Source organism: Nocardioides sp. Z24_21 (assembly GCF_058134345.1).
This window is the reverse complement of record NZ_JBYTTH010000001.1, coordinates 695,732-722,120: the sequence shown is the minus strand read 5'-3', so window position 1 is coordinate 722,120 and position 26,389 is coordinate 695,732. Positions and strand designations below refer to the sequence as shown.

The window sequence follows — 26,389 nt, the reverse complement described above, 5'->3', positions numbered from 1 at the left end:
TGGTGGAGATGACCGGGCAGCGGACCGCCCGCCGGGTGACCATGCAGCAGGTCGCCGCCGAGGCGGGGGTGTCGGTCTCGACCGTGTCGAAGGTGATCAACGGCCGCTACGGCATCTCCGCGGTGACCGCCGCTCACGTGAGCGGCGTGATCGAGCGGCTCGGCTACGAGACCAGCCTCGTCGCGCGTAGCCTGCGCAACCAGCGCACCCACGTGGTCGGCGTGCTGGTCGCCGACTTCGAGCCCTTCAGCACCGAGGTCCTCAAGGGAGCGGCCGACGCCATCCGGGGCTCCGGCTTCGAGCTCGTCGCCTACTCCGCCGGTGGTCGGGTCGACGAGCACGTCGGGTGGGAGCGTCGCTACCTCTCCCGGCTGATGGGCACCCTGGTCGACGGGGCGGTGCTGGTGACGCCGACGGTCACCGACGTCGACGCCGACGGGCCCGTCGTCGCCATCGACCCGCACACCGGCAGCACCACCATCCCGACGGTGACCGCCCACAACCTGCAGGGCGCCAGCGCGGGCGTACGCCACCTCCTCGAGCTCGGGCACACCCGCATCGGCATGGTCACGGGCCGCGCCGACCTGGTCTCGGCACAGCTGCGCGAGCAGGGCTTCCGCGACGCGCTCGGCGAGGCAGGCGTCCCGGTCGACGAGTCGCTGGTCGTGCGCGGCGCGTTCGAGACCGACGTGGCCCGCGAGGTCGCGCACCAGCTGCTCGGGCGCAGCGACCGGCCCACGGCGGTCTTCGCCGCCAACGACCAGATGGCCCTCGCGGTGCTCGACGTCGCCCGCGAGCTCGGCATCGACGTGCCCGGCGACCTGTCGCTCGTGGGCTTCGACAACATCCCCGAGTCGGCGCTGTCGGAGCCGCCGCTGACCACGGTCGCCCAGCCCATCCGCGAGATGGGACGCGACGCCGTCTCCATGCTCCTCGGGCTGATCGAGGGCCGCGAGCCCGCAGACCCCCACCACACGCTGGGCACCGAGCTGGTGCTGCGGCGTTCCACCCGAGCCCCCGGAGGTGTCGCCCCGTGACCGCCCCGCTCTCCCCGACCGACCCGCACGAGCCATGGCGCGACCCGACCGTGGGCATCGACGACCGGGTCGACGACCTGGTGGCCCGGATGACGCCCGCCGAGAAGGTCGCCCAGCTCTCCGGGGTGTGGCTCCTCGCCGCCGACGCCGGCGAGATGGCGCCGATGCTGCACGAGTCGGGTCCCGACCTGGCGTGGGAGGACATCGTCGCCGACGGCCTCGGCCAGCTGACCCGGCCGTTCGGGACCGCGCCCGTCGAGGTCGAGCACGGGCTCCGCACGCTCGCCGAGCGGCAGGACCAGGTGCGGGCGGCCAACCGCTTCGCCATCCCGGCGCAGGTGCACGAGGAGTGCCTGACCGGGCTCAACGCCTGGGGCGCCACGATCTACCCGACGCCGCTCAGCTGGGCGGCGGCGTTCGACCCCGACCTCGTCGAGCGGATGGGGGCGCAGATCGGCACGCTGATGGCGCGGCTGGGCATCCACCAGGGCCTGGCGCCGGTGCTCGACGTCACCCGCGACCTCCGTTGGGGCCGCGTCGAGGAGACGATGGGGGAGGACCCCTACCTCGTCGGGACGATGGCCTCGGCCTACGTGCGCGGCGTGCAGTCCGCCGGCGTGGTGGCCACCCTCAAGCACTTCCTCGGCTACTCCGCGTCCCGCGGCGGGCGCAACCTCGCCCCCGTCGGCATGGGCACCCGCGAGCTCCACGACGTGATGCTGCCGCCGTTCGAGATGGCCCTGCGCGCGGGCGCCCGCTCGGTGATGAACGCCTACACCGACATCGACGGCATCCCGTCGGCCGCCGACCCGGCCCTGCTCACCACGCTGCTGCGCGACCAGCTCGGCTTCGAGGGCACGCTGGCCGCCGACTACTTCTCCGTGGCGTTCCTGCACACCCTGCACCGGATGGCCGCCGACCTCGGAGAGGCGGCCGGCCTCGCGCTGGACGCCGGCATCGACGTCGAGCTGCCGACGGTCGACGCCTACGGCGCCCCGCTGCTGGAGGCGCTCGCCGACGGCCGCGTCGACGAGAAGGTCGTCGACCGCGCCCTGCGGCGCGTGCTGCGGCAGAAGTGCGAGCTCGGGCTCCTCGACGCCGACTGGGAGCCGGCCCCGGCGCGTCCGGTCGACCTCGACCCCCCGGAGGCCCGCGCTCTCGCGCGCGACATGGCGCGGCGCTCTGTCGTGCTGCTGGCCAACGACGGCACGCTCCCGCTCGCCGAGGGCACCCGGGTCGCGCTGGTCGGGCCCAACGCCGACACCGGCGAGGCGATGCTGGGCTGCTACTCCTTCCCGATGCACGTGCTGGCCCACCACCCGGGCACCGAGGTGGGCCTTGCGATCCCGACCCTGCGCGACGTGCTCGCCGGGTCCTACGACGTCGTACACGTGCGCGGCTGCGCGGTGGGGGTGGCGCGCCTCGTCGACGACGAGCCGGACGACCCCGAGGCCGCCCTCGAGGCGGCGGTGGCCGCGGCGCGCGACGCCGACGTGTGCGTCGCGGTGCTCGGCGACCGGGCCGGGCTCTTCGGCAACGGCACCTCGGGCGAGGGCTGCGACGCGGCCGACCTGCACCTGCCCGGGCGGCAGGAGGAGCTGCTGGGCCGGCTGCTGGAGACCGGCACGCCCGTCGTCGCCGTCCTGCTCGTCGGGCGGCCCTACGACCTCAGCGCGTATGCCGACCGGCTCGCCGGCGTCGTGTGCGGGTTCTTCCTGGGCGAGGAGGGCGCGACGGCGGTCGCCGAGGTGCTCTCGGGCCGCACCAACCCGTCCGGGCGGCTGCCCGTGAGCTTCCCCGGCGCCGGCTCCGTCCAGCCGTCGACCTACCTCGGCTCGCCCCTCGCGCACCGCACCGAGGTCACCACCCTCGACCCGACGCCCCTGTTCCCCTTCGGGCACGGCCTCGCCTACGCGCGGGCGACCTGGCGCGGCGTGGAGCTGCTGTCGGGGCCGACCTGGCCCACCGACGGCGTGGCCGAGGTGCGCGTCGAGCTGGCCAACGAGACCGACCGCGAGGTCTCGGAGGTCGTGCAGGTCTACCTCCACGACTGCGCCGCCTCAGTGGTGCGCCCGGTCCAGCGCCTGGTGGCGGCGGTCCGGGTCGACCTGGCACCCGGCGCACGTCGCCGACTCGACCTGCGGCTGCACGCCGACCTCACGTCGTTCACCGGCCGTGACCACGTCCGGCTCGTCGAGCCCGGAGCGGTCGAGCTGCGGGTCGGTCGCTCCAGCGCCGACCACGAGGCGGTCCTGGCGCTGAGCCTGGTCGGCTCCGAGCGGACGGTCGGTCCCGACCGCGTGCTCGAGCCCGAGGTCGTCGAGGTCGTCGAGGTCGACGTGGCACCGTGAGCGACGGGTTCGTGCCGGGCGGGGCCACCGCGCCGACGGCCGTCCCGGTCGAGGCGGCGCGGGGCACCGGCCGGGTGGCCGCGCTGACCTTCGACGACGGCCCGGACCCCCGCCAGACCGGCCGCCTGCTCGACGTGCTCGCCGAGCTGGGCGTCACGGCCACCTTCTGTGTCGTCGGACAGCGCGTACGTGCCCCCGGAGGGGCCGAGCTGCTGCGCCGCATCGTGGCCGAGGGACACGCGCTGGGCAACCACTCGCTCGACTACGCCGACCTCGGGTCGGCCACCGAGGAGGAGGCCGCCGCCGTGCTGCTGGCCACCCTCCGCATCATCCGTGAGGCGCTGGGCGACCCGGACGCGGCGGTGCCCTGGTATCGCGCGCCCAACGGCTCGTTCGGCCGCACCGGGCAGGTGGCTGCGTCGCTCGGGATGCAGCCGCTCGGGCTGGGCAACGTCATCCACGACTGGGACGACTGCGACGATCGCAGCGTGGCCACCCTGGCGGACCACCTGCGCGCCGCGATCGCCCCGGGCGCCGTCGTCCTGGCCCACGACGGCGGTGGCGACCGGGCCACGACCGTCGACGCCGTCGCCCTCGTCGTCGCCGAGAAGGTCGCCGACGGATTCCACTTCACCCTGCCGCGTGGCGGCGCCGAGGAGCACCCGTGACCACCTCCGACCCCGCCCGCATCAACTGGGCGGGCAACGTCACCTACCGCGCCCGCGAGCTGGTCGCGCCCGGCAGCACCTCCGAGCTGCAGGAGGTGGTCGCGGCGGCCGCGGCCGATGGGATGCGGGTGCGTGCCCTGGGCTCGCGCCACTCGTTCTCGACGGTCGCCGACACCGACGGACTCCACGTCAGCGCCCGCGACCTCGGGCTGCCGGTGGAGATCGAGGACGGCCCCGACGGGCCGGTCGCGGTGGTGCCGGCGGCGGCGACCTACGCCGAGGTCGCGCCGGTGCTGCACGGCGCGGGCCGCGCGCTCCACACCATGGGGTCGCTGCCCCACATCAGCGTGGCCGGCGCCTGCGCCACCAGCACCCACGGGTCCGGCGACGACAACGGCTCCCTGGCGACCGCGGTCACCGCGCTCGAGCTGGTCACCTCCGCCGGCGAGCTCGTCCGCATCGGGGCCGACGACCCCGACCTGCGCGGGGCCGTGGTCTCGCTCGGCGCGCTCGGCGTGGTGACCCGGCTGTGGCTGCGGACCGAGCCCACCTACGACGTCCGTCAGCGGGTCTGGGCCGACCTTCCCGCAGCCGAGGTGGCCGAGCAGCTGCCGGCCGTGCTGGCCAGCGGCGACAGCGTCAGCGTGTTCACCGACCTGTCCGACCCGGAGCGGGTCACCTCGGTGTGGGTCAAGGAGCGCCTCGACAGCCCTCGCGCGCTCGCGCCGTGCCTGGCCTCACGCGCCCCGGCCGACCGTGAGCTGCACCCGGTGCCGGGGGTCGACCCGCTCGCGACGTCGCCGCAGCAGGGCGTGCCCGGTCCGTGGCACGAGCGGCTGCCGCACTTCCGGGCCGCGCACCTGCCGAGCGTGGGGGAGGAGCTGCAGAGCGAGCTCTTCCTGCCGAGGGCCGCTGCACCCCACCTGCTGCCGACGATGACGGCCATCGCCCCGCTGGTCGCCCCGGCCCTCCTCGTCCACGAGATCCGCTCGATCGCCGCCGACGACCTGTGGCTGAGCCCGTTCCGTGGCCGCGACACGGTCGCCGCGCACTTCACGTGGCGCCCCGACGCGGCGCTGGTGCGCCCCGCACTGCGTGCGGTGGAGGACGCGCTCGCGCCGTGGGAGCCGCGCGCCCACTGGGGCAAGATCACGGCCACCCCGGCGCTGCGCGACCCCGGCGGCGCCTACGACCGCGCTGCGTTCGAGGCGCTGCGTGCGCGCCTCGACCCCGCCGGAGCGTTCCGCAACGACCTGCTCGACCCCTGACGCCTGTCGGTCGGCAGCGCCACACTGGGGCCATGGGCACTCGGGAGCGCTGGGGACAGGTCGCGGTGCAGCCGCGCAGGTTCTACGACGGCGGCACCCTGCCGACGCCGACCGGGCCCGGCGAGCCGCCCGATCCGGGCTCCGACCCCCGCATCGTGCTCGAGCGCCACTCCGACGAGGGGGTCGAGACGTTCGCGCTGGCGCGACGCCTGGCCTACCGCGACCGCCACCTCGGCGAGCTGCTCGTGCCGGCGCGCCCCGACTTCCGCACCGACCTGACGTCCGTGCCCGCCCTCTTCACCTGGCTGGTGCCCAAGACGGGCGCCCACCTGCCGGCCGCGCTGCTCCACGACGCCCTCGTGGCGGGTCGCGACGACCCGACGTCCTACGTCTCCACGGAGGGCCACGTGGTCGACCGGGTCGAGGCCGACCGGGTCTTCCGCGACGCGATGGCCGACACCGGCACGGGCGTCGTCCGGCGCTGGATCGTGTGGTCGGCGGTGACCGTGGCCACCGTCTTCGTGGGCCGCGCGGTGCCCTGGTCGACGGCTCGGCACTGGTCCTACCGGGTGGCCGCCGCCCTCACGATCGCCGTCATCGTCTCCCTCGGCTACAGCGCCACGAGCGACCTGCTCGACCGCTCGTGGTGGGGCGCGGTCGACCTGCCGTGGATGGGGGAGCGGACGTGGTGGGTCGAGCTCGCAGGCGGTTTCGCCGGGGCCGTGGTGCTGCCGCTGGCGCTGAGCCTGCTCTGGGGACGGCTGCGGACGGCGGGCGCGATCGCCGGGATGATGCTGGCGGTGCTGCTCCACGTCACCGTCGCCCTGGCCGCCATCGCGGCGACCTACCGGACGGCGGAGTGGCTGGCGCGCCGCTCGCCGGTGGCGGCCTGGGCCCTGGCGGGGGCCGTCACCGGCGCCGCGCTGGTGCTGTTCGCGCTGCTCAACCTCGGCTGAGCACGACCCGGACTCGGCCTGGGTCGCGCTCAGCGCAGCGAGTAGGTGGCGAGCGCCACACCGATGTAGTGCGCGGCGAACGCCAGGACGGTGAACGAGTGGAACACCTCGTGGAACCCGAACCATTGCGGCGAGGGGTTGGGCCGCTTGAGGCCGTAGACCAGGCCGCCCAGCGTGTAGAGGACGCCGCCGACGGCCACCAGCACGAGCGTCGCGACCGCGACGCCGCTGCTGAACCGGTCGGCGCCCTCCATGAACTGGGGGATGAAGAAGACCGCGGCCCAGCCGAGCGCGATGTACATCGGCGTGTAGAGCCAGCGGGGCGCGTCGGTCCAGAACACGCGGAACACCACGCCGGCCACGGCCGCGCACCACACCACGACGAGCAGTGTCGTGCGGGCGGTGCCGTCGAGGAACAGCAGCGCGTAGGGCGTGTAGGTGCCGGCGATGAGCACGAAGATGTTGGCGTGGTCGAAGCGCCGCAGGAAGGCCCACGTGCGCGGCGACCAGGTGCCGCGGTGGTAGATCGCGGAGACGGTGAAGACGAGGAGGGCGGACAGGGCGAACGCCGCCGATCCGATGCGGGTCGAGGCGGTCGGAGACATCGCCACGAGCACGATGCCGGCGGCGCCGGCGATCGGAGCGGTCGCGGCGTGCAGCCAGCCGCGCAGGCGCGGCTTGATCTCGGCCATCTTGTCGGCCATCACCTCGCCGGCACGGTCCACGGCGTGCTCGACGCGGTCGCGGGGGGTCATGGCGGGGTGGTCCATACGGAAAAACTACCCCGTAGGGCGAGAGGCGCGCAGTCGTCGGCGACAAGCGCCGGCACACCCGGCGTTACGATCGGTCCGTGATCAACGTGAAGGACGTCGTGCGACGGGTGCTCTACCCGGCCTACGAGTCCCGGGTGGTGAAGCGCCTGCCCCACGACCAGATCCCGCAGCACGTCGGCGTGATGCTCGACGGCAACCGGCGATGGGCCAAGGCGGTCGGTCTCGACACGGCCGAGGGCTACCAGGCCGGCGCCGACAACATCCGTCCCCTCCTGGTCTGGTGCGAGGAGGTCGGGGTGAAGGTGGTCACGCTCTGGCTGCTCTCGAGCGACAACCTCACCAACCGTCCCGCCGAGCAGCTCACCGGCCTGCTCACGATCATCGAGGGCGCGGTCGAGTCGCTGGCCGAGGCACGCCGTTGGCGGATCCACCCGGTCGGTGCCCTCGACCTGCTGCCGCCCGAGACAGCCGCGAAGCTCAAGGCGGCGGAGGAGGCGACCCGCGACATCGACGGGCTGCTGGTCAACGTCGCCGTGGGCTACGGCGGGCGCCGCGAGATCGCCGACGCGGTCCGCGCGCTGCTCTCCGACCACGCCACGAAGGGCACCTCGCTCGAGGAGCTGGCCGACAGCATCGACGTCGAGCACATCGCCGAGCACCTCTACACCAAGGGCCAGCCCGACCCCGACCTGGTGATCCGCACCTCGGGCGAGCAGCGCCTCGGCGGCTTCCTGCTCTGGCAGTCGGCCAACTCGGAGTTCTACTTCTGCGAGGCGCTCTGGCCCGACTTCCGCCGGGTCGACTTCCTGCGCGCGATCCGCGCGTACGCCGCCCGCGAGCGCCGCTTCGGCGGCTGACCGCGGCCCCCGGCCGTTGCCTCGTCGTGACCTCGCGTTCGGGCGTGTCGACCCGGATCGCGGTGTGACCAAGCGTACTTTCGCGATATCGGCAGGTGGGGAAGCCTGCTGTACCGGGAGGCACACCGTGGGCACTCAGAGGGGAGCTCTCCGGTCCGTTGAATGACATCGGGCCGGGCGAGGAGTGCGCGCGCCGACCCGCAGCAAGGGGTTAGTCGTGGCCAGCAGCAAGACCTCACCCAGCACCACCCGCCGCACCTACGTCCTGGACACGAGCGTCCTTCTCGCCGACCCGGCCGCGACCAAGCGCTTCGCTGAGCACGAGGTGGTGCTGCCAGTGGTCGTCATCACCGAGCTGGAGGGCAAGCGCCACCACCCGGAGCTGGGGTTCTTCGCCCGCTCCGCGCTGCGGGCCCTCGACGAGCTGCGCATCGTCAACGGGCGCCTCGACCAGCCGGTGCCCGTCGGCACCGAGGGCGGCACGCTCCGCGTCGAGCTCAACCACACCGACGCCGACTCGCTGCCGTCCGGGTTCAGGCTCGGCGACAACGACACCCGCATCCTCGCCGTCGCGCGCAACCTCGCCGACGAGGGGCACCGGGTCACCCTGGTCAGCAAGGACCTCCCGCTGCGGATCAAGGCCTCGGCCGTCGGGCTCGACGCCGAGGAGTACCGCGCCGAGGCCGTCAGCAGCTCCGACACCGGCTACACCGGCATGGCCGAGCTCGAGGTGCCCGCGGGCGACCTCGACGAGCTCTACGAGGACGGGGTGATCGACCTCGCCGAGGCGCGCGACCTGCCCTGCCACAACGGCCTCGTCCTGCTCTCCGAGCGCGGCACGGCGCTGGGCCGCGTCGGTGCGGACAAGCGCGTGCACCTCGTGCGCGGCGACCGCGACGCCTTCGGGATCCACGGGCGTTCGGCCGAGCAGCGGGTGGCGCTGGAGATGCTGCTCGACCCCGAGGTCGGCATCGTCTCCCTCGGCGGGCGCGCCGGCACGGGCAAGTCCGCGATGGCGCTGTGCGCGGGCCTCGAGGCCGTGATGGAGCGTCGCCAGCACACCAAGGTCGTCGTCTTCCGGCCGCTGTTCGCCGTCGGCGGCCAGGAGCTCGGCTACCTGCCGGGCTCGGAGGGGGAGAAGATGTCGCCCTGGGCGCAGGCCGTCTTCGACACCCTCGGCGCGCTGGTCTCGCGCGAGGTCGTCGACGAGGTGATGGACCGCGGGATGCTCGAGGTGCTCCCGCTGACCCACATCCGCGGCCGTTCGCTCCACGACGCCTTCGTCATCGTCGACGAGGCCCAGTCGCTCGAGCGCAACGTGCTGCTCACCGTGCTCTCGCGCATCGGCGCCAACTCCAAGGTCGTGCTCACCCACGACGTGGCCCAGCGCGACAACCTGCGGGTGGGGCGCCACGACGGCATCGTGGCGGTCGTGGAGAAGCTCAAGGGCCACCCGCTGTTCGCCCACGTCACGCTGACCCGATCGGAGCGTTCGCCCATCGCCGCCCTGGTCACCGAGATGCTGGAGGACGTCACCCTCTGACCTCGCGCTGTGGCGGAGAAGACACCGGCGTGCCGGTGCTGGTGTGACCCCTGAGGTCAGGCGTGTCTCATGTGACGAAAGGGACAGCACCGGATGTGGCGTTTGGTTTGCACGGCTCCTGAGGCTCCTGCATGGTGGCTCGTGACCGCTTCGTGACCTGGGCCGTTGGGCCCGGGTCCGCGCGGTCGCTCCACGCCCGGCTCCACCGGGGCGTGGCACCCCGTCGTCTACCCCGTGAGCCCCCGTGTCGAAGTCCGACAAGCACGTCCCGAAGCACCGCGCGCCCGGCCGGCACAAGTCCGTGCGCGCCCCGCGTCGACCCCTGCGCACCAGCGTGGCGCTGACCGGCCTGGCCGTCGCCGTGACCGGCATGAGCGTCACCGGCGGTCTCGCGCTCGATGAGCCGCGCGTGCCCTCTCCGATCGCCGCCGACCCGGCGAGCTCGGCGGCCGGCGCGTCCGGTGCCACCGGCACGACCGCCGGCACGGCTGCTGGCACCACCACCGCTGGCGGCACCACCGACGGTGCCGAGACGGTCGCCGACACCGAGTCGAGCGCCGGTGAGCTCGAGCGGCGCTCCTCGCGGGCCGTCGTCTCGCGCGCGGCCCGCCGCACCGACCGCGTCAAGGCCACGGCGCTCGAGATGTCCGGTGGTGCGGCGGTGACGCGCTCGGAGAAGCTGTCCGACGGCGACCCGCGCGACATCGCCCGCGCCCTGCTGCCGGCCTACGGCTTCTCCGCCGACCAGTTCTCGTGCCTGGACTCGCTCTACGTCAGCGAGTCCAACTGGCGCGTCGACGCCGACAACCCGACGTCCTCGGCCTACGGCATCCCGCAGGCCCTCACGCAGCTGCACGACCTGCCCGACGACTACATGACCTCCGCCGAGGCGCAGATCCGCTGGGGGCTCGACTACATCCGCGACACCTACGGCACCCCCTGCAGCGCGTGGAGCTTCAAGCAGGCCAACGGCTGGTACTGATCCCCCGTTCGATTGACTCCAGCCGCCGGTTCCACCATCCGGGGTGCTCTGCTGCCTGCTGCCGCAGCCTGGCGTACTCGCGAGGCGTGGCCCACCGCAGCACGGGCGCCACCGCGAGTGCCGTCACAGCGCCCCACCGCCACTTGCTGCGGTTCTCCAGAGTCCCGCGACCCCGGCGACAGCCGGCGCCTGGAGGATCACGTTGTAGGGCCGACGACCGGCCCCTCGAGCCCTTCGTGCTCGGTCAACCACGGCAGGCCGGCGCGCCACCTGCGAGGCCAGCTGCTGTAGTGCCCGACGACCGCTGCGAGGAACAAGCCGTTCGCGATCGCGTACGTACGGTCACCGCGCGGGCTCACGAGCCGACCGGCGGGCACGTACGCGGCAGCGGCGGAGAGCGCGAACGTCCCGGCAGCCGCTCGTACGCCGACATGTGGCGCCAGCGGCACCGCGACGCCCGCCACGAGCTCGTAGCAGACGTGACCGGCGATCGCGACGATGCCGAGGCGGGTCCAGTGACGTTCAGCCATCCGGTCCCGTACCCCAAGACGCCGGCCGGCACGAGCACCTCGCGGCCGGCGGCTGCACTCGACGTCCTGACATGCCCTGGCCGGGGGCGGCTCATGCCGATGTGAGGACGCGTTCTCGCGGCGTCGGGCATGACAGTCTGCGGCCATGGCACACGAGACAGGGCGCGACACGATCGCCGACCCGTCCGTTGTGACGACGCGCGACGAGTTCGGATGGTTCGTGGAGGAGGTGCTCCGCGACTATGTCGATGCGGGACGCGTCGAGTGGGAGAACTCGACCGTCGAACGCCTTCTGGATGCGTTGACCGCCTTCTCAACCGCTCCGGTGGAGACCGATGTGGACTACGACCAAGAGGCACCCTCAGGGCGTCTGTTCGCCGAGATGGTCCGCGCGGCCACTGGCTACGAGTAGGCACCCGCATCTGCCGCGACCCGTGCGTCCGCTCACGTCGATGAGTCCGTCTCCCAGGCCGCTGTTGCAGTCGCGTGGTCACCGTTGACCTGCTGCGCGTGAAGTCCCCGGGCGCAGCCGTCTCGGGTCTCATGACGACGGGACTGCTGAGCGATGGCTGGCACTCGCTCCTTCACCGGCTGGCACTCCTCTTCCTGGCGGTTGCCTTCTTGGTCGCCGGTTGGTGGCAGCTGAGACCGGGCGTACGCGCTGAGTTCCTGCGGCGGCCCAAGTCCACGGACGACCCCGACTGGCTTCGTCGAACGTCCGCTCATGCCGCCTGAGCCCACACCGATGTCCTGACGCCGATGCGCCAGAATCTGACCATGGGTTGGCGGGGAGTAGTGCGGACTGACAACGGTCACCGCCTGACTCCGAGATGGGTCACGCGTAGCCGCTTGCCTGACATGCTTCCGGGCGTTCTGTGGCGCCGTGGAGTCGTTCTTTTCGGTGGTCGATTGCACTTCTGCGTGGGCAACCTTGAAGCCGCGCATCGAACCATCGAGTGGAAGGGCTACGACTGGCTCGTCGGGCACCGGCCCTACGACGGGCCTCATCGCGAACGTGAGCCCAACCGCTTCGATGACCCTGACTCTTACGAAGACCTCGGCTGACGGAGAACGTCCGGGGTCTGCCGCTGACATGCGCGGATCTGCCGATGAGCGGTTGACGGTGCCATGCTGCGTCCATGGATGAGCCCTCAGGTCCCAAGCCGCTTATCAGTGGTCGCGGCATGTTGCGGATCGAGGACTTCTGCCGAAGCACCGGTCTCGCCCGGGCCACAGTGGAGGAACTAATGCGCGCCGGGCGTCTCGACGGGGTGCTGTGGACGCCTGAGGAACCGAGCCACCCGGTCGGGATCTTTGACGATGTACTGCCCTCGTCGGAGGCACTCGCCGCCCTGGGGCTGCAGGCAAGTGATGACTACGATCCCGATGCCCTCCGATCGTTCGAGATGACCGACGACGAAGATGCTGAGGGCGGCGCGTAGTCACTACATCACTTGCCCAGACGCCCGGATCTGCCGCGATGAGCGTGCGGATCTGCCGAGATGAGGGCGCCGGGCGAGCGGGGTGGCCGCCAGCGTTCGCGTCCCCAGGTGCAGTGGGGCGCGTTCGACGCGCCAAGAGCTCGGCACGATCCCGTCGGGGCTGCGCTCGCGTCGTAGAACGGCTTGCCGACCTAGAGTTCGACGCATGACCGCTGCCCTGCAGAGTGGCGTCTGTTGCGTCAACATGAGTTGACTATCACGGGAGAAGTCAACTACGGTTGACCGCATGACAGAGGTCGATCTTGCCCGCATCACCGAGAACGCTGATCCGCTCCAAGCCCTGCGCGATACAACCGCGCTGCGCCGCCGACTGGAGGGACAGGAGGAAGTCCTGGTGCACCGCGCTCGGGTGTCAGGGACCACGTGGACGCAGATCGCTGAAGCGCTCGGTGTGACGAAGCAGGCCGTTCACAAGAAGTACGGCGGCCGACGCCTGTTCGGGCGGACGGAGGCAGGACGGTGACGAACTCGCTCCTCGATGATCTGGCGGGACGATCAGCGGAACGCCTCGGCGCCACACAGCGGGGGGTCGTCATGGTGGGGGCGTTACACCACGGGCAGTCGGCAGTGCACGGCGCAGATCCCGGCACGCAGTTCGAGATCGGTTCCGTCACCAAGACGTTCACCGCCCTTGCGTTGGCCCGGCTCGTCGTGCGCGGTGTCGTGGAACTTGACCAACCGCTGAACGACCTTCTGCCGCGCGACATCACGGCCCCAGAACGCGGCGGCGAGGTCATCAGGCTGAGGCACCTGGCCTCCCACACTTCTGGCCTTCCAGGCCTGCCCAAAGGACTCCTGGCGCGGGGGCTCTTCCGATCAGATCCCTACGCCGGATGCACCGGCGAGTTCCTGATGGACGGACTGCGGCGCACCCGTTTGCGATCGGTGCCCGGTGTCCGCGTTCACTACTCCAACCTCGGTGCCGGCTTACTGGGACTTGTTCTGGCACGCCACATCGGTACCGACTACGACACCCTCATTCAGGGCGAGATCTGCCGGCCCCTGGGCATGAGCGATACCCGCGTGGTGCTCGACGCCGAAGGGACGGCCCGACTGGCAACCGGCCACTCCCGCCTGGGACGCCCACGCCCACCTTGGCACCTGGGCGCCCTCGCCGGCGCCGGTGGTCTGCACTCCACTGTGCCCGATCTGCTCAAGTTCGCGCGTGCTCACCTCGGTTCAGCACCTGACGAGCTCGCGGAAGCCATCGCTCTCAACCGGGCCACTTCCCACCGCATCAACGCGAGAGCTGCGATCCATCCCGGCTGGATCGCAGCCACCCCGCCCCGCAGCGAGCATCGAGTCATGTTCCACAACGGCGGCACCGGCGGCTACCGCAGCCTGCTGGCCATCGCTCCTGAACACCACGCCGCGGTCGTCATCCTCAACGCCAACAACCGATCCGTGGACCGTCCCGGCCTTAATCTGCTCAAACAGATCATCGACTCCGGGCCAGGCCCCAACACCGTCCCGGTCGCCGCCGTCGCCTGATCGACCGGTCCCAGATGGTCAACGTCACACCGTGCCGAAAGTCCTGTCAGGTCGCCGCACTGGCGCAGGGGTGGTGGGTCGGACCGGCCGCGCCCCCTGACGTTCGGACTGACAGCGACAGGCCACCGCTCGGTCTCAGGTTTCGACAATCTGCTCGGCCGCAACGGTGCCGATGTGGCCTTGGGCCAGATCGTGCAGCTGATCGGGGTAGTCACAGCTGCGATCAGCGGGGCGCTCCTGCTGCGGGGCAATGACCAACCGACGAACCCGGGTCCCTGAGAGTCGTCCTGGTGGCGACAGAACGCCGTGGGCTCGGCTTGTGTGCGCAGCCTCGCCGCCGCACCGCCTGATCCGCACCGCCTGCCCGCGGCCACAGGCCCGTCGCTCGTGCGACCAAGGCCACAGCCGCTGCCGTTGGCGGCGTGCAGACCACCTGCATCCAGCTCGGAGGCGCACTGGGCACCGCCGTGCTGTCGGCCGTCGTGGCCGGCAAGGTGTCGACCTCGCTGCACGGCACCGCCGCGCCCGCCGGGACGGAGGAGGCCGCGTCGGCCGGAGTCCCGATCCCCGGCCTGCCGCAGGCGGCCGAGGCGTTCACGAGCGGCCTGCACGCCGGCCTCGTGGTCTCCGCCGTGCTGGTCTGGGCGGCGGCGCTGCTGGCGCTGCGGCTGCGCGAGCAGCCGCCCCACGACCTCGCCACGGTGCTCGAGGAGACCGTCGGGGGCGAGGCCGGACACCCCTGAGCACGCGTCAGGCGGGGCGCACCACGGTCGACATCACGCAGTTCTTGAGTCCCTTGGGCCGGTCGTAGGCGAACCCGAGCCGTTCGTAGAGTCGCCGGGTGCCGTTGTAGAGGAACGACGACGACATCTTCTTGGTCTGCTCGGTGAGGTCGTGGGGGTACGCCTCCACGACCCCGCCGCCCGCCTCGGCGATGAGGTCCAGCGCCCCACGGATCGCGACCTCGCTGACGCCGAGCCGGCGGTGGCGGCGGTCGACGAAGACGCAGGTGATGCGCCAGTCGGGATCGGTGGTCTTCTCGGCGTCGTACTGCTTGCGGTGGTGGAGGCTGGGCAGCTCGAGCGGCGTGCCGTACTCCGCCCACGCGATCGCCTCGTCGCCGTCGAGGACCAGCGCGGCGTGCGCCTCGCCCCGTTCGACGTAGGACCTCTTGAGCGCGCGATTGGCCTCGGCCCCCTGGCCGCGCTCGGGGCCGTCGGGATGGAACCAGATGCACCAGCAGCCGCCGAAGATGCCGTTGTGCCGCTCGACCAGCGCCTCGAAGGCGGGCCAGGTCTCCGGCGTGAGGGGACGGACCTCGTACGTCGTGTCGTCGCTCATCCGGTGACGGTAGGACGAGATCAGGACGATCGGCGTCCGGTCATCGACTCGACGTCGAGGGCGGCATCGAGCTGCTCCTCGGTCAGGTCGCCGCGCTCGATGTAGCCCATCGCGATGACCGTCTCCCGGATGGTCGCCCCGTCGGCGAGCGCCTTCTTGGCGACCTTGGCCGCCTGCTCGTAGCCGAGGTGGGCGTTGAGTGGGGTCACCACCGAGGGTGACGACTCGGCGTAGCGCCGCATCCGCTCGGTGTCGGCGGTGATGCCGTCGACGCACCGCTCGGCGAGCAGGACCGTCGAGGTGGACAGCACGTGGATCGACTCGAGCAGCGCGTGCGCCATGACGGGCATCATCACGTTGAGCTCGAAGCTGCCCGACGCCCCGGCCCAGGCGACGGTCGCGTCGTTGCCGACGACCCGCGCGCAGACCATCAGCGTCGCCTCGGGCAGCACCGGGTTGACCTTGCCCGGCATGATGCTCGACCCGGGTTGGAGGTCGGGGAGGCGGATCTCCGCGAGGCCCGTGGTGGGGCCGGACGACATCCAGCGCAGGTCGTTGCAGATCTTGGTCAGGCCCACGGCGACGGTGCGCAGCACGCCGGACAGCTCGACCAGCGAGTCGCGCGTGCCCTGCGCCTCGAAGTGGTCGCGCGCCTCGGTGAACTCCTGCCCGGTCCGGTCGCTGAGCGCGGCGATCGCGCGCTCGGCGAAGGCGGCGGGGGTGTTGATGCCGGTGCCGACGGCGGTGCCGCCGAGCGGTAGCTCGCGCACCCGGGGGAGCACCGCCTCGAGGCGCTCGACGCCCAGGCGCAGGGTGGCGGCGTAGGCCCCCATCTCCTGCCCGAGGGTGACGGGCGTGGCGTCCATCAGGTGGGTGCGCCCGGACTTCACCGCGTCGGCGAACTCCTCGGCCTTGCCCTCGAACGACGTCGCCAGCCGGTCGAGCGCGGGGAGCAGGTCGTCGACGACGGCGAGGGTCGCCGCGACGTGGATGCTGGTCGGGAACGTGTCGTTGCTGCTCTGCGAGGCGTTGACGTGGTCGTTGGGGTGCACGTCGACGCCCGCGCGGGAGGCCAGGGTCGCGATCACCTCGTTGGCGTTCATGTTGGAGCTGGTGCCCGACCCGGTCTGGAAGACGTCGATGGGGAACTCGGCGTCGTGCGTGCCGGCGACGATGGCGTCGGCGGCCGCGACGATGGCCTCTGCCTGCTCGGGGCGTACGACGCTGAGCGCGGCGTTGGCCGTGGCGGCGGCGGCCTTCACGTGGGCCAGCGCCTGCACGTGCCGGGGCTGGAGCGTCAGGCCGCTGATCGGGAAGTTCTCGATCGCGCGCTGCGTCTGGGCCCGCCACAGGGCGTCGCGAGGCACTTCGACCTCGCCCATGGAGTCGTGCTCGGTGCGTGTCTCGCTCACGGCCCGACCGTACCCAGTTCGCCGGGTTCTAGCGACGGGCGAGGGGTGGGGGGTCCTTGACGAATTGGTAACCCAACAGTTACCAATAGAGGCATGGACCCGTTCGTCGCCCTCGCCGACCCCCTGCGCCGCGACCTCGTGGCCCGGTTGTCGCACGGGCCGTCGCGGGTGGTCGACCTGGCTGCCGGCCGCGACGTCAGCCGGCCGGCCATCAGCCGCCACCTCCGGGTGCTCGGCGAGGCGGGCTTGGTGGAGGCCGAGGACCGGGGGCGCGAGCGGCACTACCGCCTCCGGCCCGACGGGCTGGCCGCCGTCACCGAGTGGCTGGCGGCGCTCGACCCCACCGGCGCGCCGCCGCCGCGGTTCGCCCAGTCGGCGTTCGACGGGCTCGACCTCGAGGTCCGCCGCGCCGGACGCGACCGCCGGGCGGGCGATGCCGCGACCGGCACATCCACCCCACAGCAGGAGGACACCGCATGAGCAGCACCGTGATGACCGGCCGGCGCGAGGAGCGCGACGGGAGCACCCTGCTCGTGATCGAGCGGGAGTTCCGGGCCCCCGTCGACGACGTGTGGGCGGCCTGCACCGACCCGACCCGCATGGAGCGGTGGATCGGGACGTGGCGCGGCGACCCGGCTGCCGGTCCGGTGACGTTCTGGATGACCGCGGAGGGCGACGACGTCGCGGGCGAGGAGTGGGACGTGCTGGTGTGCGAGCCGCCGCGCCGCTTCGTGGCACGGGGCCGGGACCCGCAGCCCTTCAGCGAGGACGGCTCGGGGGACACGGCCCACTGGGAGCTCGAGCTCGAGCTGACGGAGGCCGACGGCGTCACGTCCCTCCGGTTCGTCCAGGTGCTGGATCCCGGAGGGCCGCGCGTCGACATGGCCGCGAGCGTGGGCCCGGGCTGGGAGTACTACCTCGACCGGCTGGGGGCCGCGCTGTCCGGCGACCCGGTGGGCGCCGTCGACTGGGAGGCCTACGTCGGCGGGTCCTCGCACTACCGGCGGCTCTTCACCTGAGCGTGCCTGATCCCGCTTGAGCGTGCCTGACCCCGCTTGAGCGGGCTTGGTCCCGCCCGACCCGGCGTTGCGGCTTGGCTCCGGCGCCCCGGCTCGCCAGCATGGTCCGATGCGTCCACTGCGCCTCGGGTCCGTCTGCGCGACGGCCGTCGTGCTCGTCGCCGCCTCGGCCTGCTCCGTGCTCGGCGGCGACGATGCCGATCCCCCGGAGGGCGTGGCCGGCGACCTCGCCGCCGCCCTCGCCGGACACTCGCTGGGGGAGGTGCCGCTGACCGACGAGGCCGACCGGGCGACGTTCGCCGAGCTGGTGGCCCCGCTCGACGAGGTGCCCGTCGCGGTGCGGGTCGCCGCCGTCGAGGAGGACGAGCAGGTCGAGGGCGACGCCGCCTCCGGCGAGGACCGCGTCACCGCCACCGCCACCCTGGCGTGGCGGTGGGAGCTCACCGACGCCGAGTCGTGGGAGTACGACACCACCGCCACGCTCGTACGCGAGGGGAGCGGGTGGGTGGTCGACTGGTCGCCGGGGGCGCTCGCCCCCGACCTCGCCGACGGCGACACCCTCGGGTTGCGGACCCTGCCGCCGAGCCGGGGCGACATCACCGGCGCCGAGGGTCAGGTGCTGGTCACCGAGCGACCGGTCCTGCGCTACGGGCTCGACAAGACCAAGGTCAGCGGACCGCAGGTCGCTCGCAGTGCGCGCCGGATCGCCCGCGTGCTCGACGTCGACGCGGCCTCGTTCGTCGAGCGGGCGGAGGCGATGGGGCCGGAGGCCTTCGTCGAGGCGGTGGTGCTGCGCGAGGACGACGCCCTCGACGTGCTGCCCGCCTTCGCCGACATCCGCGGTGCGCTCGCCGTGCGCGACACGCTGCCGCTCGCCCCGACCCGCGAGTTCGCCGCGGCCCTGCTGGGGCGGGTCGGTCCGGCCACCGCCGAGCTCGTCGAGGAGTCCGGCGGCCGCATCGCCGCCGGCGACGAGGTCGGCCTGTCCGGGCTCCAGGCCCGCTACGACGAGCAGCTGCGGGGCGTCCCCGGCACGGCCATCGTGGCCCGCGACGCCGACGACCGGCTGCGCACCCTCGTCGAGGTCGCGCCCACCGACGGGGCCGACCTCGCGACCACCCTCGACCCCGCGCTGCAACAGAAGGCGGAGGACGTCCTCGGCGACCTCGGCGACCAGGCCCCGGCGACGGCGCTCGTCGCGATCCGTCCCTCGGACGGCGCGGTGCTCGCGAGCGCCAACGGGGCCGGGGCGGGCGGCGCCGACCTGGCCATGACGGGGCAGTACGCGCCCGGCTCCACCTTCAAGGTGGTGACCGCGCTCGCCCTGCTGCGCAGCGGGATGGGTGTGGGCGACGTGGTCTCGTGCCCGGCCTCGACCGTCGTCGACGGCCGCTCGTTCACCAACTACGACGACTACCCGGCCGCCGCGCTGGGCGACATCACCCTCACCCAGGCGATCGCCCAGTCGTGCAACACCGCGCTGATCGGCAACGCCGACCGGGTGGCCGAGGGTGAGCTGGCGGCTGCGGCCGGAGCGCTCGGCCTCGGCACCGACCACGACCTCGGCTTCCCGGTCTACTTCGGCCAGGTGCCGCCGCCCGAGACCGAGACCGGGGCCGCCGCCGACATGATCGGCCAGGGGACGGTCCTGGCCAGTCCCTTCGCCATGGCCACCGTCGCCGCGTCGGTGCAGGCCGGACGGGCGGTGCTGCCGGTCCTGCTGCCCGACCACGAGGTCGACCAGGTCGCCCCCGAGCGGCCGCTCACCGGCGGCGAGGCGGGGGCCCTGCGCCGGCTGATGCGCAGCGTGGTGACCGCCGGGTCGGGGCGCTTCCTCCAGGACGTGCCGGGCCGGGTGGGTGCCAAGACCGGCACGGCCGAGCACGGCGAGCCGGACGCGTCGGGCGAGCTGCCGACGCACGCGTGGATGATCGCGACGCGCGGTGACCTCGCCGTCGCGGTGTTCGTCGAGACCGGCGTCTCCGGCTCCCAGACCGCGGGTCCGCTGCTCGAGGCGTTCCTGCGCTGAGCCTGCCCGCCGCGCGGCGCGCCGGCTCAGCGGTGCGCGAGGTAGAGGAAGTACTCCTCGGGCCGGTCCTGGAGCAGCACGTCGTGGGCCTGCTCCTCGGCGGCGCCGAACACCGTGCGCAGCGCGGCGAGCAGCTCGGGGGCGGCGCTCGCCGACCACACGACCAGCACGCCTCCGGGCGACAGCACGGCGCGACACCGCTGGAGGAACTCCTCCTCGTAGACCGCCTCGTTGCGCTCGTGCACGAGGTAGCCGGGCCCGTTGTCGACGTCGAGCAGCACCAGGTCGTAGGTCGAGCGGGCCTCGGCGATCGCCATCGCGATGTCGGCGTTGACCACGGTCGCGCGGGTGTCGGCGAGCAGCGCGGGCCCGTGCGGCACCGTCCCGTCGCGCATCCACCGGATCAGCGACTCCTCGATCTCCACCACCACCGCGCGCTCGACCCGCGTGTCGGCGAGCACCCGCTGGAGCGTGAAGCCCAGCCCGAGCCCGCCCACCAGCACCGAGGCCGGCTGCTCGACGAGGTCGAGGGCCTGGGCGGCGAGCTCGATCTCGCTGGTCGTCTCCAGCGTGTCCATCACGAAGACGCCGTTGACCCGCAGCTCGATGACGTCGGCCCCGGCGCCGGAGCTGCGCCGCCGCAGCACGACCTCCCCGCGGGCCGACTCCGCCCGGGCGATCTCGGGGCTCTCGGAGCTCTCGGGGCTCTCGGGGATCCCGGTGCTCGTGCTCTCGGGACTGAGGGGGCCGGCCATGGCGCCATCCTGCCAACCGTGCCCGCGCCGATGGAAGTGGGCTGCCGGTCGGCCGCGGAGGCAGGGCCCGGACGGTCGCCGCGGCGAGACGCTGGGTGAAATGACGCCCGGCCGCCCGGTCCGCGTCTACGGTGGCTCCGTGTACACCGTGGGGCGCACCGCAGAGCTGACGGGGGTGTCGACCGGCACCCTCCGCAAGTGGGAGCAGCGCTACGGGGTGGTCGTGCCCCTGCGATCGCCGAGCAACTACCGCCTCTACGACGACGAGGCGGTGCGTCGGCTCAGCGTCATGCGCAGCCTCGTCGACGCCGGGTGGAGCGCGCAGGAGGCCGCCCGCCACGTGGTGGAGAGCGCGAGCGCGGCCGAGGCGGAGGTCGTACGACCGCAGGAGCCGCCGTACGAGGAGCGCTTCGAGACGCTCCTCGGCTGCGCCCAGGACTTCGACGAGCCCCGGCTCGAGCGCCTGCTCGAGGAGAGCTTCGGTGACAACGACGTGGTGTCGGTGGTCGACGACTGGCTGCTGCCGTCGCTGGTCCACCTCGGCAAGGCGTGGCAGCGCGGCTTCGTCTCGGTCGCGGGGGAGCACTTCGTGACCGGTGCCGTGCACCGCCGCCTCGCGCTCGCCTTCCAGTCGGTGGCCCCCGCGCCCAGCGGTGGCCCGCGCGTCGTCGTCGGCCTCGCGCGCGGGTCGCGCCACGAGATCGGCGTCCTCGCGTTCGCCACGGTGCTCCGCTCGCGCGGCGTCGCGGTGACCTACCTCGGCGCCGACCTCCCGCTCGAGGCGTGGGTGAGCGCCGTCAGCCTCGTCCGGCCCGCGGCGGCCGTGCTGGCGGCGCCGACGCTCGAGGACCTCCCGGCCGTCCGCGAGGCGGTCCGCGCCCTCGCGCCCCTCACCGACGTGCTGCTCGGCGGCGCCTTCCAGGACCGGGTCGCGGGCGGGGAGCACCTGGGCCACGCCGCCGGCGCGGCCGCGGCGGCGCTCGCCACCCGCCTCGGCGCGGTGAGCTGACGCGTCAGCGCGCCGTGCGCCCCGACTCGTCCGCGCACCCGCTGCTGAACCAGTAGCTGCCCACGATGTCCATCCGGCACGCGGTGTCGGTCGCCGGGGCGTCGGTCGCCGCCGGCGAGGCGCTGAGGACGGAGCCGAGGGCCGCCGCGGCAAGGACCGTGACCCCGATGACGCGCAGGCGCCGGCCGGTGCGGTCGCGGCGACGCAGGCCGGGCCGGGGGGAGGGCCGTGCAGTGATCGCCATCGTCGTCATCGGGCCTCCTGGGGCACCCCTGCGGCTTGTCCACAGTTTGTCCACTGGTGGTGGTGATGCCGAGACTAGAACCTTGTCCACAGTTTGTCCAAAGTTCGCTACCCTCGGGGTGTGTACACCGTCGGACGCACCGCCCAGCTCACCGGAGTGCCACGCGAGACCCTGCGCAAGTGGGAGCAGAGATACGGCGTGGTGGCACCGGCACGCACCGAGGGCAACTACCGCCTCTACGACGACGAGGCGGTCCGCCGCCTGTCGGTGATGCGCGACCTCGTGGACTCCGGGTGGTCGCCGCGGGAGGCGGCGGGACGCGTGCTCGCCGAGCCGGACCGCTCGACGACCCCGGCCGGGCCGGAGGGATCGCCGCTCACGCGGATCGACGACCTCGCCTCGTGCGGCGAGGACTTCGACGTGGTGCGGCTCGAGGGCATGCTCGCCAAGGCGTTCGCCGAGGCCGACCTCGCCGTCGCGGTCGACGAGTGGCTGATGCCGTCCCTCGTACGCCTCGGCGAGGCGTGGCAGCGGGGTACGGTCGGCGTCGCCGGTGAGCACTTCGTCAGCGGGGCCGTGCTGCGCCGGCTCGCGCAGGCCTTCCACCAGTTCCCGCACCCCGCTCCCGATGCACCCCACGTGATGGTCGGCCTGGCCCGCGGCTCGCGCCACGAGCTCGGCATCATGGCCTTCGCGATGGTGCTGCGCAGCCGGGGCGTCCACGTCACCTACCTCGGTGCCGACCTGCCGGTGGAGAGCTGGATCGACACGGTCCGCGCGCTGCTGCCCGACGCCGTGGTGCTGGCCGTGCCGACCGTGGAGGACCTCCCGGCGGTCCGCGAGGCGGCGCAGGCGATCCGCCCGATCGCCCCGGTGCTGCTCGGCGGTGCCCACCAGTCGCGCGTCGAGGGCGCCGACGCCCTCGGGCACCGGATCGGGGAGGCGGCCGCCCGCCTCGCCGACCGGCTCACCGGCTCACCGGCTGAGCTCGCCGACTGAGCTCGCCGGGGCTGCTCGCGCCTACTGGGCGGAGCGGACGCGGATCCCCGAGACGGGCACGGTCACCGTCCCGGACGGGTCGGTGAAGAAGTCGTTGCCCTTGTCGTCGACGACGATGAACGCGGGGAAGTCCTCGACCTCGATCTTCCACACCGCCTCCATGCCGAGCTCCTCGTACTCCACGACCTCGACCGACCGGATGCAGTCCTGCGCGAGCCGCGCGGCCGGACCGCCGATCGAGCCGAGGTAGAAGCCGCCGTGGGTGCCGCAGGCGTCGGTGACCTGCTTGGACCGGTTGCCCTTCGCCAGCATCACCATCGAGCCGCCCGCCGCCTGGAACTGCTCGACGTAGGAGTCCATCCGCCCCGCGGTGGTCGGGCCGAAGGAGCCCGACGGCATCCCCTCGGGCGTCTTGGCCGGTCCGGCGTAGTAGACGGGGTGGTCCTTGAGGTAGGCCGGCATCTCCTCGCCGGCGTCGAGGCGCTCCTTGATCTTGGCGTGCGCGATGTCGCGCGCCACGACGAGCGGCCCGGTCAGCGAGAGCCGCGTCTTCACCGGGTGCTTCGTCAGCTCGGCGAGGATGTCGGGCATCGGCCGGTTGAGGTCGATCGGGACGACCGCCCCGCCCTCGATGTCGTGGGCCATCCCGGCGTCCGGCATGTACTGCGCCGGGTCGGTCTCGAGCTGCTCGAGGAAGACGCCCTCGGGCGTGATCTTGCCGAGTGCCTGCCGGTCGGCCGAGCACGACACGGCGATGGCGACCGGGCACGAGGCGCCGTGGCGCGGCAGCCGCACCACGCGCACGTCGTGGCAGAAGTACTTCCCGCCGAACTGGGCGCCGATGCCGAAGGACTGCGTGAGCTCGAAGACCTTCTCCTCGAGCTCGACGTCGCGGATGCCGTGGGCGCTCATCGAGCCCTCGGTCGGCAGGTCGTCGAGGTAGTGCGCGGACGCGTACTTGGCGGTCTTGAGGGCGAACTCCGCGCTGGTGCCGCCGATGACGACGGCGAGGTGGTAGGGCGGGCACGCGGCGGTGCCGAGCGAGCGGATCTTCTCGTCGAGGAACTCCATCAGGCGCGTCGGGTTGAGGACTGCTTTGGTCTCCTGGAACAGGAACGACTTGTTGGCCGACCCGCCGCCCTTGGCCATGAAGAGGAACTTGTACTCCGGCACGTCCTGCGCGGGGGTGGAGTAGAGCTCGATCTGCGCCGGCAGGTTGGTGCCGGTGTTCTTCTCCTCGAACGTCGTCAGCGGCGCGAGCTGGGAGTAGCGGAGGTTGAGCCGGGTGTAGGCGTCGTACACGCCCCGACTGATCGCCTCGCCGTCGTCGGCACCGGTGAGCACGCCCTCGGACTTCTTGCCCATCACGATCGCGGTGCCGGTGTCCTGGCACATCGGCAGCACGCCGCCGGCGGAGATGTTGACGTTCTTGAGCAGGTCGAGGGCGACGAAGCGGTCGTTGCCCGAGGCCTCCGGGTCGTCGATGATCCTGCGCAGCTGGGCGAGGTGGCCGGGCCGGAGGTAGTGGCTGATGTCGTGCATCGCCTCCTCGGTGAGCCGCCGGATCGCCTCGGGCTCGACCTGGAGGAACGTCCGCCCCCCGACCTCGACCGTCGACACGCCCTCGGTGGTCACCAGCCGGTAGGGAGTGGCCGGCGCGCCGTTGGACCCGGCGGTGGGGAGGAGGTCGGAGTAGTGGAAGTCGGCGGCGCTCACGGCCGCAGATGCTACGCCCGGTCGGGCTCCTCGCCCGATCCGGCCTCGGCGTCCGGCGGCGTCACCGGTCGCGCCGCCTCCTCTGCCGCCGCCTCCCGCTCCTTCTGCTCCCGCGCGATCCGGCGCTGCTCCTCCGCGCGCTCTCGCACCCGCTTGAGGAAGGCCTCGTCGGCAGCGGGGTCGGACGCGGCGTAGCGCCCGGGCCGGTCGTACTCCGGGAACGCGCGTGCGCTGCCCTCGTGGGGGCCCCGTGGTCGCGGCCGGCGCTGGGGCCGTCCCGCGACGAGCCAGGCGATCGAGCCCACGAAGGGGAAGAACAGCACGAGGAGGATCCACCCCAGCTTGGGGAGGTGGCGCACCTCGTCGTCGCGGCTCGAGATCGCCTCGATGAGGCAGTAGACGGTCAGCACCACAGGCACGAGGTACAGCACGATCCGCACGTCAGGACCCCCGCAGGTGGGCCCTGCCGGGGCCGCGGACGACGGGACGCGACCCGGCGTGTCGGGAGAGTAGCGCGAGGGCACGCGCGGGCATGCAGATCGCCTGCCGCACCGGCGCGGCGTCCCGACAGGTGCTCACCCCCCGGACGCGCCCCGTCCATTCGGGGGTAGCCTCCGAATGGACGGGATCGACGAGGCTTCGCGCGCGAGACATCCCCCCGACCCGCAGCAGTCGCTCCCCTGGAGGTCAGATGAACACCCGCACGATGCTCGCCTCGCTCACCGCGACGGCCACCCTCGTCTCGCTCGCGGCCTGCGCCGCGCCGGAGAAGGACAACGACACCACCACCGAGAGCGGGGTCGACGCGTCGTCGGCCACCACCGCCGAGGACTTCGGTGGGATGGAGGAGCTCGTCAAGGCCGCCCAGGACGAGGGCGAGCTCAACGTGATCGCGCTGCCGCCCGACTGGGCCAACTACGGCGAGATCATCTCGACGTTCGAGGACAAGTACGACATCGACGTCAACTCCGCCCAGCCCGACGCGGCCTCGCAGGACGAGATCAACGCGGCCAACGACCTCAAGGGCACTGAGCGCGCGCCCGACGTCTTCGACCTCGGCCAGTCCGTCGCCCTGGCCAACACCGACATGTTCGCGCCCTACAAGGTGGACACCTGGGACGACATCCCCGACGAGTTCAAGGACCCGGACGGGGCGTGGGTCAACGACTACGGCGGCTACATGTCGATCGGCTACGACTCGGCGGTCGTCCCCGACGTGACGTCGGTGGCCGACCTGCTCAAGCCCGAGTTCAAGGGCAAGGTCGCGCTCAACGGCGACCCGACGCAGGCCGGCGCCGCGTTCAGCGGCGTGATGATGGCGGCCGTCGCCAACGGCGGGTCCGCCGACGACATCGCACCGGGTGTCGACTTCTTCGCCGACCTCAAGAAGGCCGGCAACTTCCTCACCGTCGACCCCGACTCGACCACCATCGAGCAGGGCACGACGCCGGTCGTCATCGACTGGGACTACCTCGGTGCGGCCGCGGCGGCCAACGTCGACACCTGGAAGACCGTCGTCCCGTCGGAGGCGGTCATCGCGGGCTACTACTTCCAGGCCATCAACGCCGACGCGCCCCACCCGGCCGCAGCCCGCCTGTGGCAGGAGTTCCTCTACAGCGACGAGGGCCAGAACCTGTGGCTCGCGGGGGGTGCCCGCCCGGTGCGCGGTGAGCAGATGGCCGAGGACGGCACGATCGACGCCGAGCTGTGGGACGCCCTACCGGAGGTCACCGGCGACCCGGTGATCCCCACCAACGCCCAGACGGAGGCCGCCGGCGAGTACCTCGCAGCGAACTGGTCCAAGGCCATCCGCTGAGCACGGCGGCGGTCACCGGAGCAGGCCGGGCCCGACGGTTCTCCGTCGGCCCGGCCCTCGCGCTGCTGCCGTTCCTCGTCTTCGTCCTGAT

The 26,389-nt window shown here is 72.7% G+C and carries 27 protein-coding genes; 19 read left to right on the top strand and 8 right to left on the bottom strand.

What is annotated here, in order from left to right:
- Nucleotides 1–8: 8 nt before the first annotated feature.
- The 5 genes from AC3X7Z_RS03535 to AC3X7Z_RS03515 are packed head-to-tail and all read left to right on the top strand — an operon-like array spanning nt 9 to nt 6,280.
- Nucleotides 9–1,037, top strand: coding sequence for a LacI family DNA-binding transcriptional regulator (locus AC3X7Z_RS03535; RefSeq protein ID WP_489975022.1), 1,029 nt, complete (start codon nt 9–11; stop codon nt 1,035–1,037).
- Nucleotides 1,034–3,388, top strand: a complete 2,355-nt coding sequence (locus AC3X7Z_RS03530; RefSeq protein WP_489975021.1) for a beta-glucosidase family protein — start codon at nt 1,034–1,036, stop codon at nt 3,386–3,388. Before AC3X7Z_RS03535 ends, AC3X7Z_RS03530 begins: the two co-directional genes overlap by 4 nt.
- Entirely contained in the window at nt 3,385–4,056 is a 672-nt protein-coding gene (locus AC3X7Z_RS03525; protein WP_489975020.1) for a polysaccharide deacetylase family protein, read from the top strand. Before AC3X7Z_RS03530 ends, AC3X7Z_RS03525 begins: the two co-directional genes overlap by 4 nt.
- Nucleotides 4,053–5,324, top strand: coding sequence for an FAD-binding protein (locus AC3X7Z_RS03520; RefSeq protein WP_489975019.1), 1,272 nt, complete (start codon nt 4,053–4,055; stop codon nt 5,322–5,324). The genes AC3X7Z_RS03525 and AC3X7Z_RS03520 overlap by 4 nt, the downstream gene beginning before the upstream one ends.
- 32 nt (nt 5,325–5,356) lie before the next feature.
- On the top strand, nt 5,357–6,280 hold the full coding sequence (locus AC3X7Z_RS03515; protein ID WP_489975018.1) for a DUF1353 domain-containing protein: 924 nt from the start codon (nt 5,357–5,359) through the stop codon (nt 6,278–6,280).
- A gap of 29 nt (nt 6,281–6,309) precedes the next feature.
- Here AC3X7Z_RS03515 and trhA read toward each other — a convergent pair whose 3' ends face one another.
- Nucleotides 6,310–7,050, bottom strand: a complete 741-nt coding sequence (gene trhA, locus AC3X7Z_RS03510; RefSeq protein ID WP_489975017.1) for a PAQR family membrane homeostasis protein TrhA — start codon at nt 7,048–7,050, stop codon at nt 6,310–6,312.
- An 80-nt stretch (nt 7,051–7,130) separates the two neighbouring features.
- On the opposite strand from trhA, the gene AC3X7Z_RS03505 reads away from it, so the two are divergent.
- From AC3X7Z_RS03505 to AC3X7Z_RS03495, 3 genes are all read left to right on the top strand, one after another.
- The gene (locus tag AC3X7Z_RS03505; protein ID WP_186340493.1) at nt 7,131–7,910 is read left to right on the top strand and encodes an isoprenyl transferase; all 780 of its coding nucleotides are present in this window, start codon (nt 7,131–7,133) and stop codon (nt 7,908–7,910) included.
- Nucleotides 7,911–8,127: 217 nt separating this feature from the next.
- Nucleotides 8,128–9,453 carry an RNA 5'-3' helicase PhoH2 gene (gene phoH2, locus AC3X7Z_RS03500; RefSeq protein WP_186340494.1) on the top strand — a complete coding sequence of 442 codons (1,326 nt, stop codon included), beginning with the start codon at nt 8,128–8,130 and terminating at the stop codon, nt 9,451–9,453.
- A gap of 244 nt (nt 9,454–9,697) precedes the next feature.
- Nucleotides 9,698–10,435 carry an aggregation-promoting factor C-terminal-like domain-containing protein gene (locus tag AC3X7Z_RS03495; protein ID WP_489975016.1) on the top strand — a complete coding sequence of 246 codons (738 nt, stop codon included), beginning with the start codon at nt 9,698–9,700 and terminating at the stop codon, nt 10,433–10,435.
- Nucleotides 10,436–10,632: 197 nt separating this feature from the next.
- Here the strand turns inward: AC3X7Z_RS03495 and AC3X7Z_RS03490 are convergent, their stop codons facing one another.
- Nucleotides 10,633–10,965: a hypothetical protein gene (locus tag AC3X7Z_RS03490; RefSeq protein ID WP_489975015.1), complete on the bottom strand. Its 333-nt coding sequence runs from the start codon at nt 10,963–10,965 to the stop codon at nt 10,633–10,635.
- Nucleotides 10,966–11,110: 145 nt separating this feature from the next.
- Here AC3X7Z_RS03490 and AC3X7Z_RS03485 point away from each other — a divergent pair, with 145 nt between their 5' ends.
- The 5 genes from AC3X7Z_RS03485 (at nt 11,111) to AC3X7Z_RS03465 (ending at nt 14,701) form a co-directional block, all read left to right on the top strand.
- Nucleotides 11,111–11,377 carry a DUF7660 family protein gene (locus AC3X7Z_RS03485; protein WP_186340497.1) on the top strand — a complete coding sequence of 89 codons (267 nt, stop codon included), beginning with the start codon at nt 11,111–11,113 and terminating at the stop codon, nt 11,375–11,377.
- Between the two features lie 727 nt (nt 11,378–12,104).
- Complete coding sequence (locus AC3X7Z_RS03480; protein ID WP_186340499.1) at nt 12,105–12,407, top strand: hypothetical protein; 303 nt, start codon at nt 12,105–12,107, stop codon at nt 12,405–12,407.
- A gap of 286 nt (nt 12,408–12,693) precedes the next feature.
- Nucleotides 12,694–12,930, top strand: a complete 237-nt coding sequence (locus AC3X7Z_RS03475) for a hypothetical protein (RefSeq protein WP_489975014.1) — start codon at nt 12,694–12,696, stop codon at nt 12,928–12,930.
- Nucleotides 12,927–13,958, top strand: a complete 1,032-nt coding sequence (locus AC3X7Z_RS03470; RefSeq protein WP_489975013.1) for a serine hydrolase domain-containing protein — start codon at nt 12,927–12,929, stop codon at nt 13,956–13,958. The genes AC3X7Z_RS03475 and AC3X7Z_RS03470 overlap by 4 nt, the downstream gene beginning before the upstream one ends.
- Nucleotides 13,959–14,380: 422 nt before the next feature.
- Nucleotides 14,381–14,701 (top strand): hypothetical protein, encoded by a 321-nt coding sequence (locus tag AC3X7Z_RS03465; protein ID WP_489975012.1) that lies wholly within the window; start codon nt 14,381–14,383, stop codon nt 14,699–14,701.
- 7 nt (nt 14,702–14,708) lie between these two features.
- On the opposite strand, the gene AC3X7Z_RS03460 is transcribed toward AC3X7Z_RS03465, so the two are convergent.
- Together AC3X7Z_RS03460 and AC3X7Z_RS03455 are read right to left on the bottom strand one after the other, a co-directional pair.
- Nucleotides 14,709–15,299, bottom strand: coding sequence for a GNAT family N-acetyltransferase (locus tag AC3X7Z_RS03460; protein WP_489975011.1), 591 nt, complete (start codon nt 15,297–15,299; stop codon nt 14,709–14,711).
- Between the two features lie 20 nt (nt 15,300–15,319).
- Complete coding sequence (locus AC3X7Z_RS03455; RefSeq protein WP_489975010.1) at nt 15,320–16,711, bottom strand: class II fumarate hydratase; 1,392 nt, start codon at nt 16,709–16,711, stop codon at nt 15,320–15,322.
- Nucleotides 16,712–16,804: 93 nt separating this feature from the next.
- Here AC3X7Z_RS03455 and AC3X7Z_RS03450 point away from each other — a divergent pair, with 93 nt between their 5' ends.
- From AC3X7Z_RS03450 to AC3X7Z_RS03440, 3 genes are all read left to right on the top strand, one after another.
- Complete coding sequence (locus AC3X7Z_RS03450; protein ID WP_186340508.1) at nt 16,805–17,191, top strand: ArsR/SmtB family transcription factor; 387 nt, start codon at nt 16,805–16,807, stop codon at nt 17,189–17,191.
- A complete protein-coding gene (locus AC3X7Z_RS03445; RefSeq protein WP_186340509.1) occupies nt 17,188–17,730 on the top strand; it encodes an SRPBCC family protein in 543 nt (180 codons plus the stop codon). The genes AC3X7Z_RS03450 and AC3X7Z_RS03445 overlap by 4 nt, the downstream gene beginning before the upstream one ends.
- Before the next feature lie 109 nt (nt 17,731–17,839).
- Nucleotides 17,840–19,759 (top strand): penicillin-binding transpeptidase domain-containing protein, encoded by a 1,920-nt coding sequence (locus AC3X7Z_RS03440; RefSeq protein WP_489975009.1) that lies wholly within the window; start codon nt 17,840–17,842, stop codon nt 19,757–19,759.
- Between the two features lie 26 nt (nt 19,760–19,785).
- Here AC3X7Z_RS03440 and AC3X7Z_RS03435 read toward each other — a convergent pair whose 3' ends face one another.
- Complete coding sequence (locus AC3X7Z_RS03435; RefSeq protein ID WP_489975008.1) at nt 19,786–20,514, bottom strand: spermidine synthase; 729 nt, start codon at nt 20,512–20,514, stop codon at nt 19,786–19,788.
- 139 nt (nt 20,515–20,653) lie between these two features.
- Here AC3X7Z_RS03435 and AC3X7Z_RS03430 point away from each other — a divergent pair, with 139 nt between their 5' ends.
- A complete protein-coding gene (locus tag AC3X7Z_RS03430) occupies nt 20,654–21,523 on the top strand; it encodes a MerR family transcriptional regulator (RefSeq protein WP_186340512.1) in 870 nt (289 codons plus the stop codon).
- 4 nt (nt 21,524–21,527) lie between these two features.
- Here the strand turns inward: AC3X7Z_RS03430 and AC3X7Z_RS03425 are convergent, their stop codons facing one another.
- Entirely contained in the window at nt 21,528–21,776 is a 249-nt protein-coding gene (locus AC3X7Z_RS03425; protein WP_186340513.1) for a hypothetical protein, read from the bottom strand.
- Nucleotides 21,777–21,887: 111 nt separating this feature from the next.
- On the opposite strand from AC3X7Z_RS03425, the gene AC3X7Z_RS03420 reads away from it, so the two are divergent.
- Nucleotides 21,888–22,766 carry a MerR family transcriptional regulator gene (locus tag AC3X7Z_RS03420; protein ID WP_489975007.1) on the top strand — a complete coding sequence of 293 codons (879 nt, stop codon included), beginning with the start codon at nt 21,888–21,890 and terminating at the stop codon, nt 22,764–22,766.
- Between the two features lie 21 nt (nt 22,767–22,787).
- Here the strand turns inward: AC3X7Z_RS03420 and AC3X7Z_RS03415 are convergent, their stop codons facing one another.
- Together AC3X7Z_RS03415 and AC3X7Z_RS03410 are read right to left on the bottom strand one after the other, a co-directional pair.
- Nucleotides 22,788–24,482 (bottom strand): fumarate hydratase, encoded by a 1,695-nt coding sequence (locus AC3X7Z_RS03415; protein WP_489975006.1) that lies wholly within the window; start codon nt 24,480–24,482, stop codon nt 22,788–22,790.
- A gap of 11 nt (nt 24,483–24,493) precedes the next feature.
- Nucleotides 24,494–24,922: a PLD nuclease N-terminal domain-containing protein gene (locus AC3X7Z_RS03410; protein WP_489975005.1), complete on the bottom strand. Its 429-nt coding sequence runs from the start codon at nt 24,920–24,922 to the stop codon at nt 24,494–24,496.
- Between the two features lie 251 nt (nt 24,923–25,173).
- Between AC3X7Z_RS03410 and AC3X7Z_RS03405 the strand changes: the two genes are divergently transcribed.
- Complete coding sequence (locus AC3X7Z_RS03405; protein WP_186340517.1) at nt 25,174–26,298, top strand: ABC transporter substrate-binding protein; 1,125 nt, start codon at nt 25,174–25,176, stop codon at nt 26,296–26,298.
- Nucleotides 26,299–26,389: the final 91 nt, after the last annotated feature.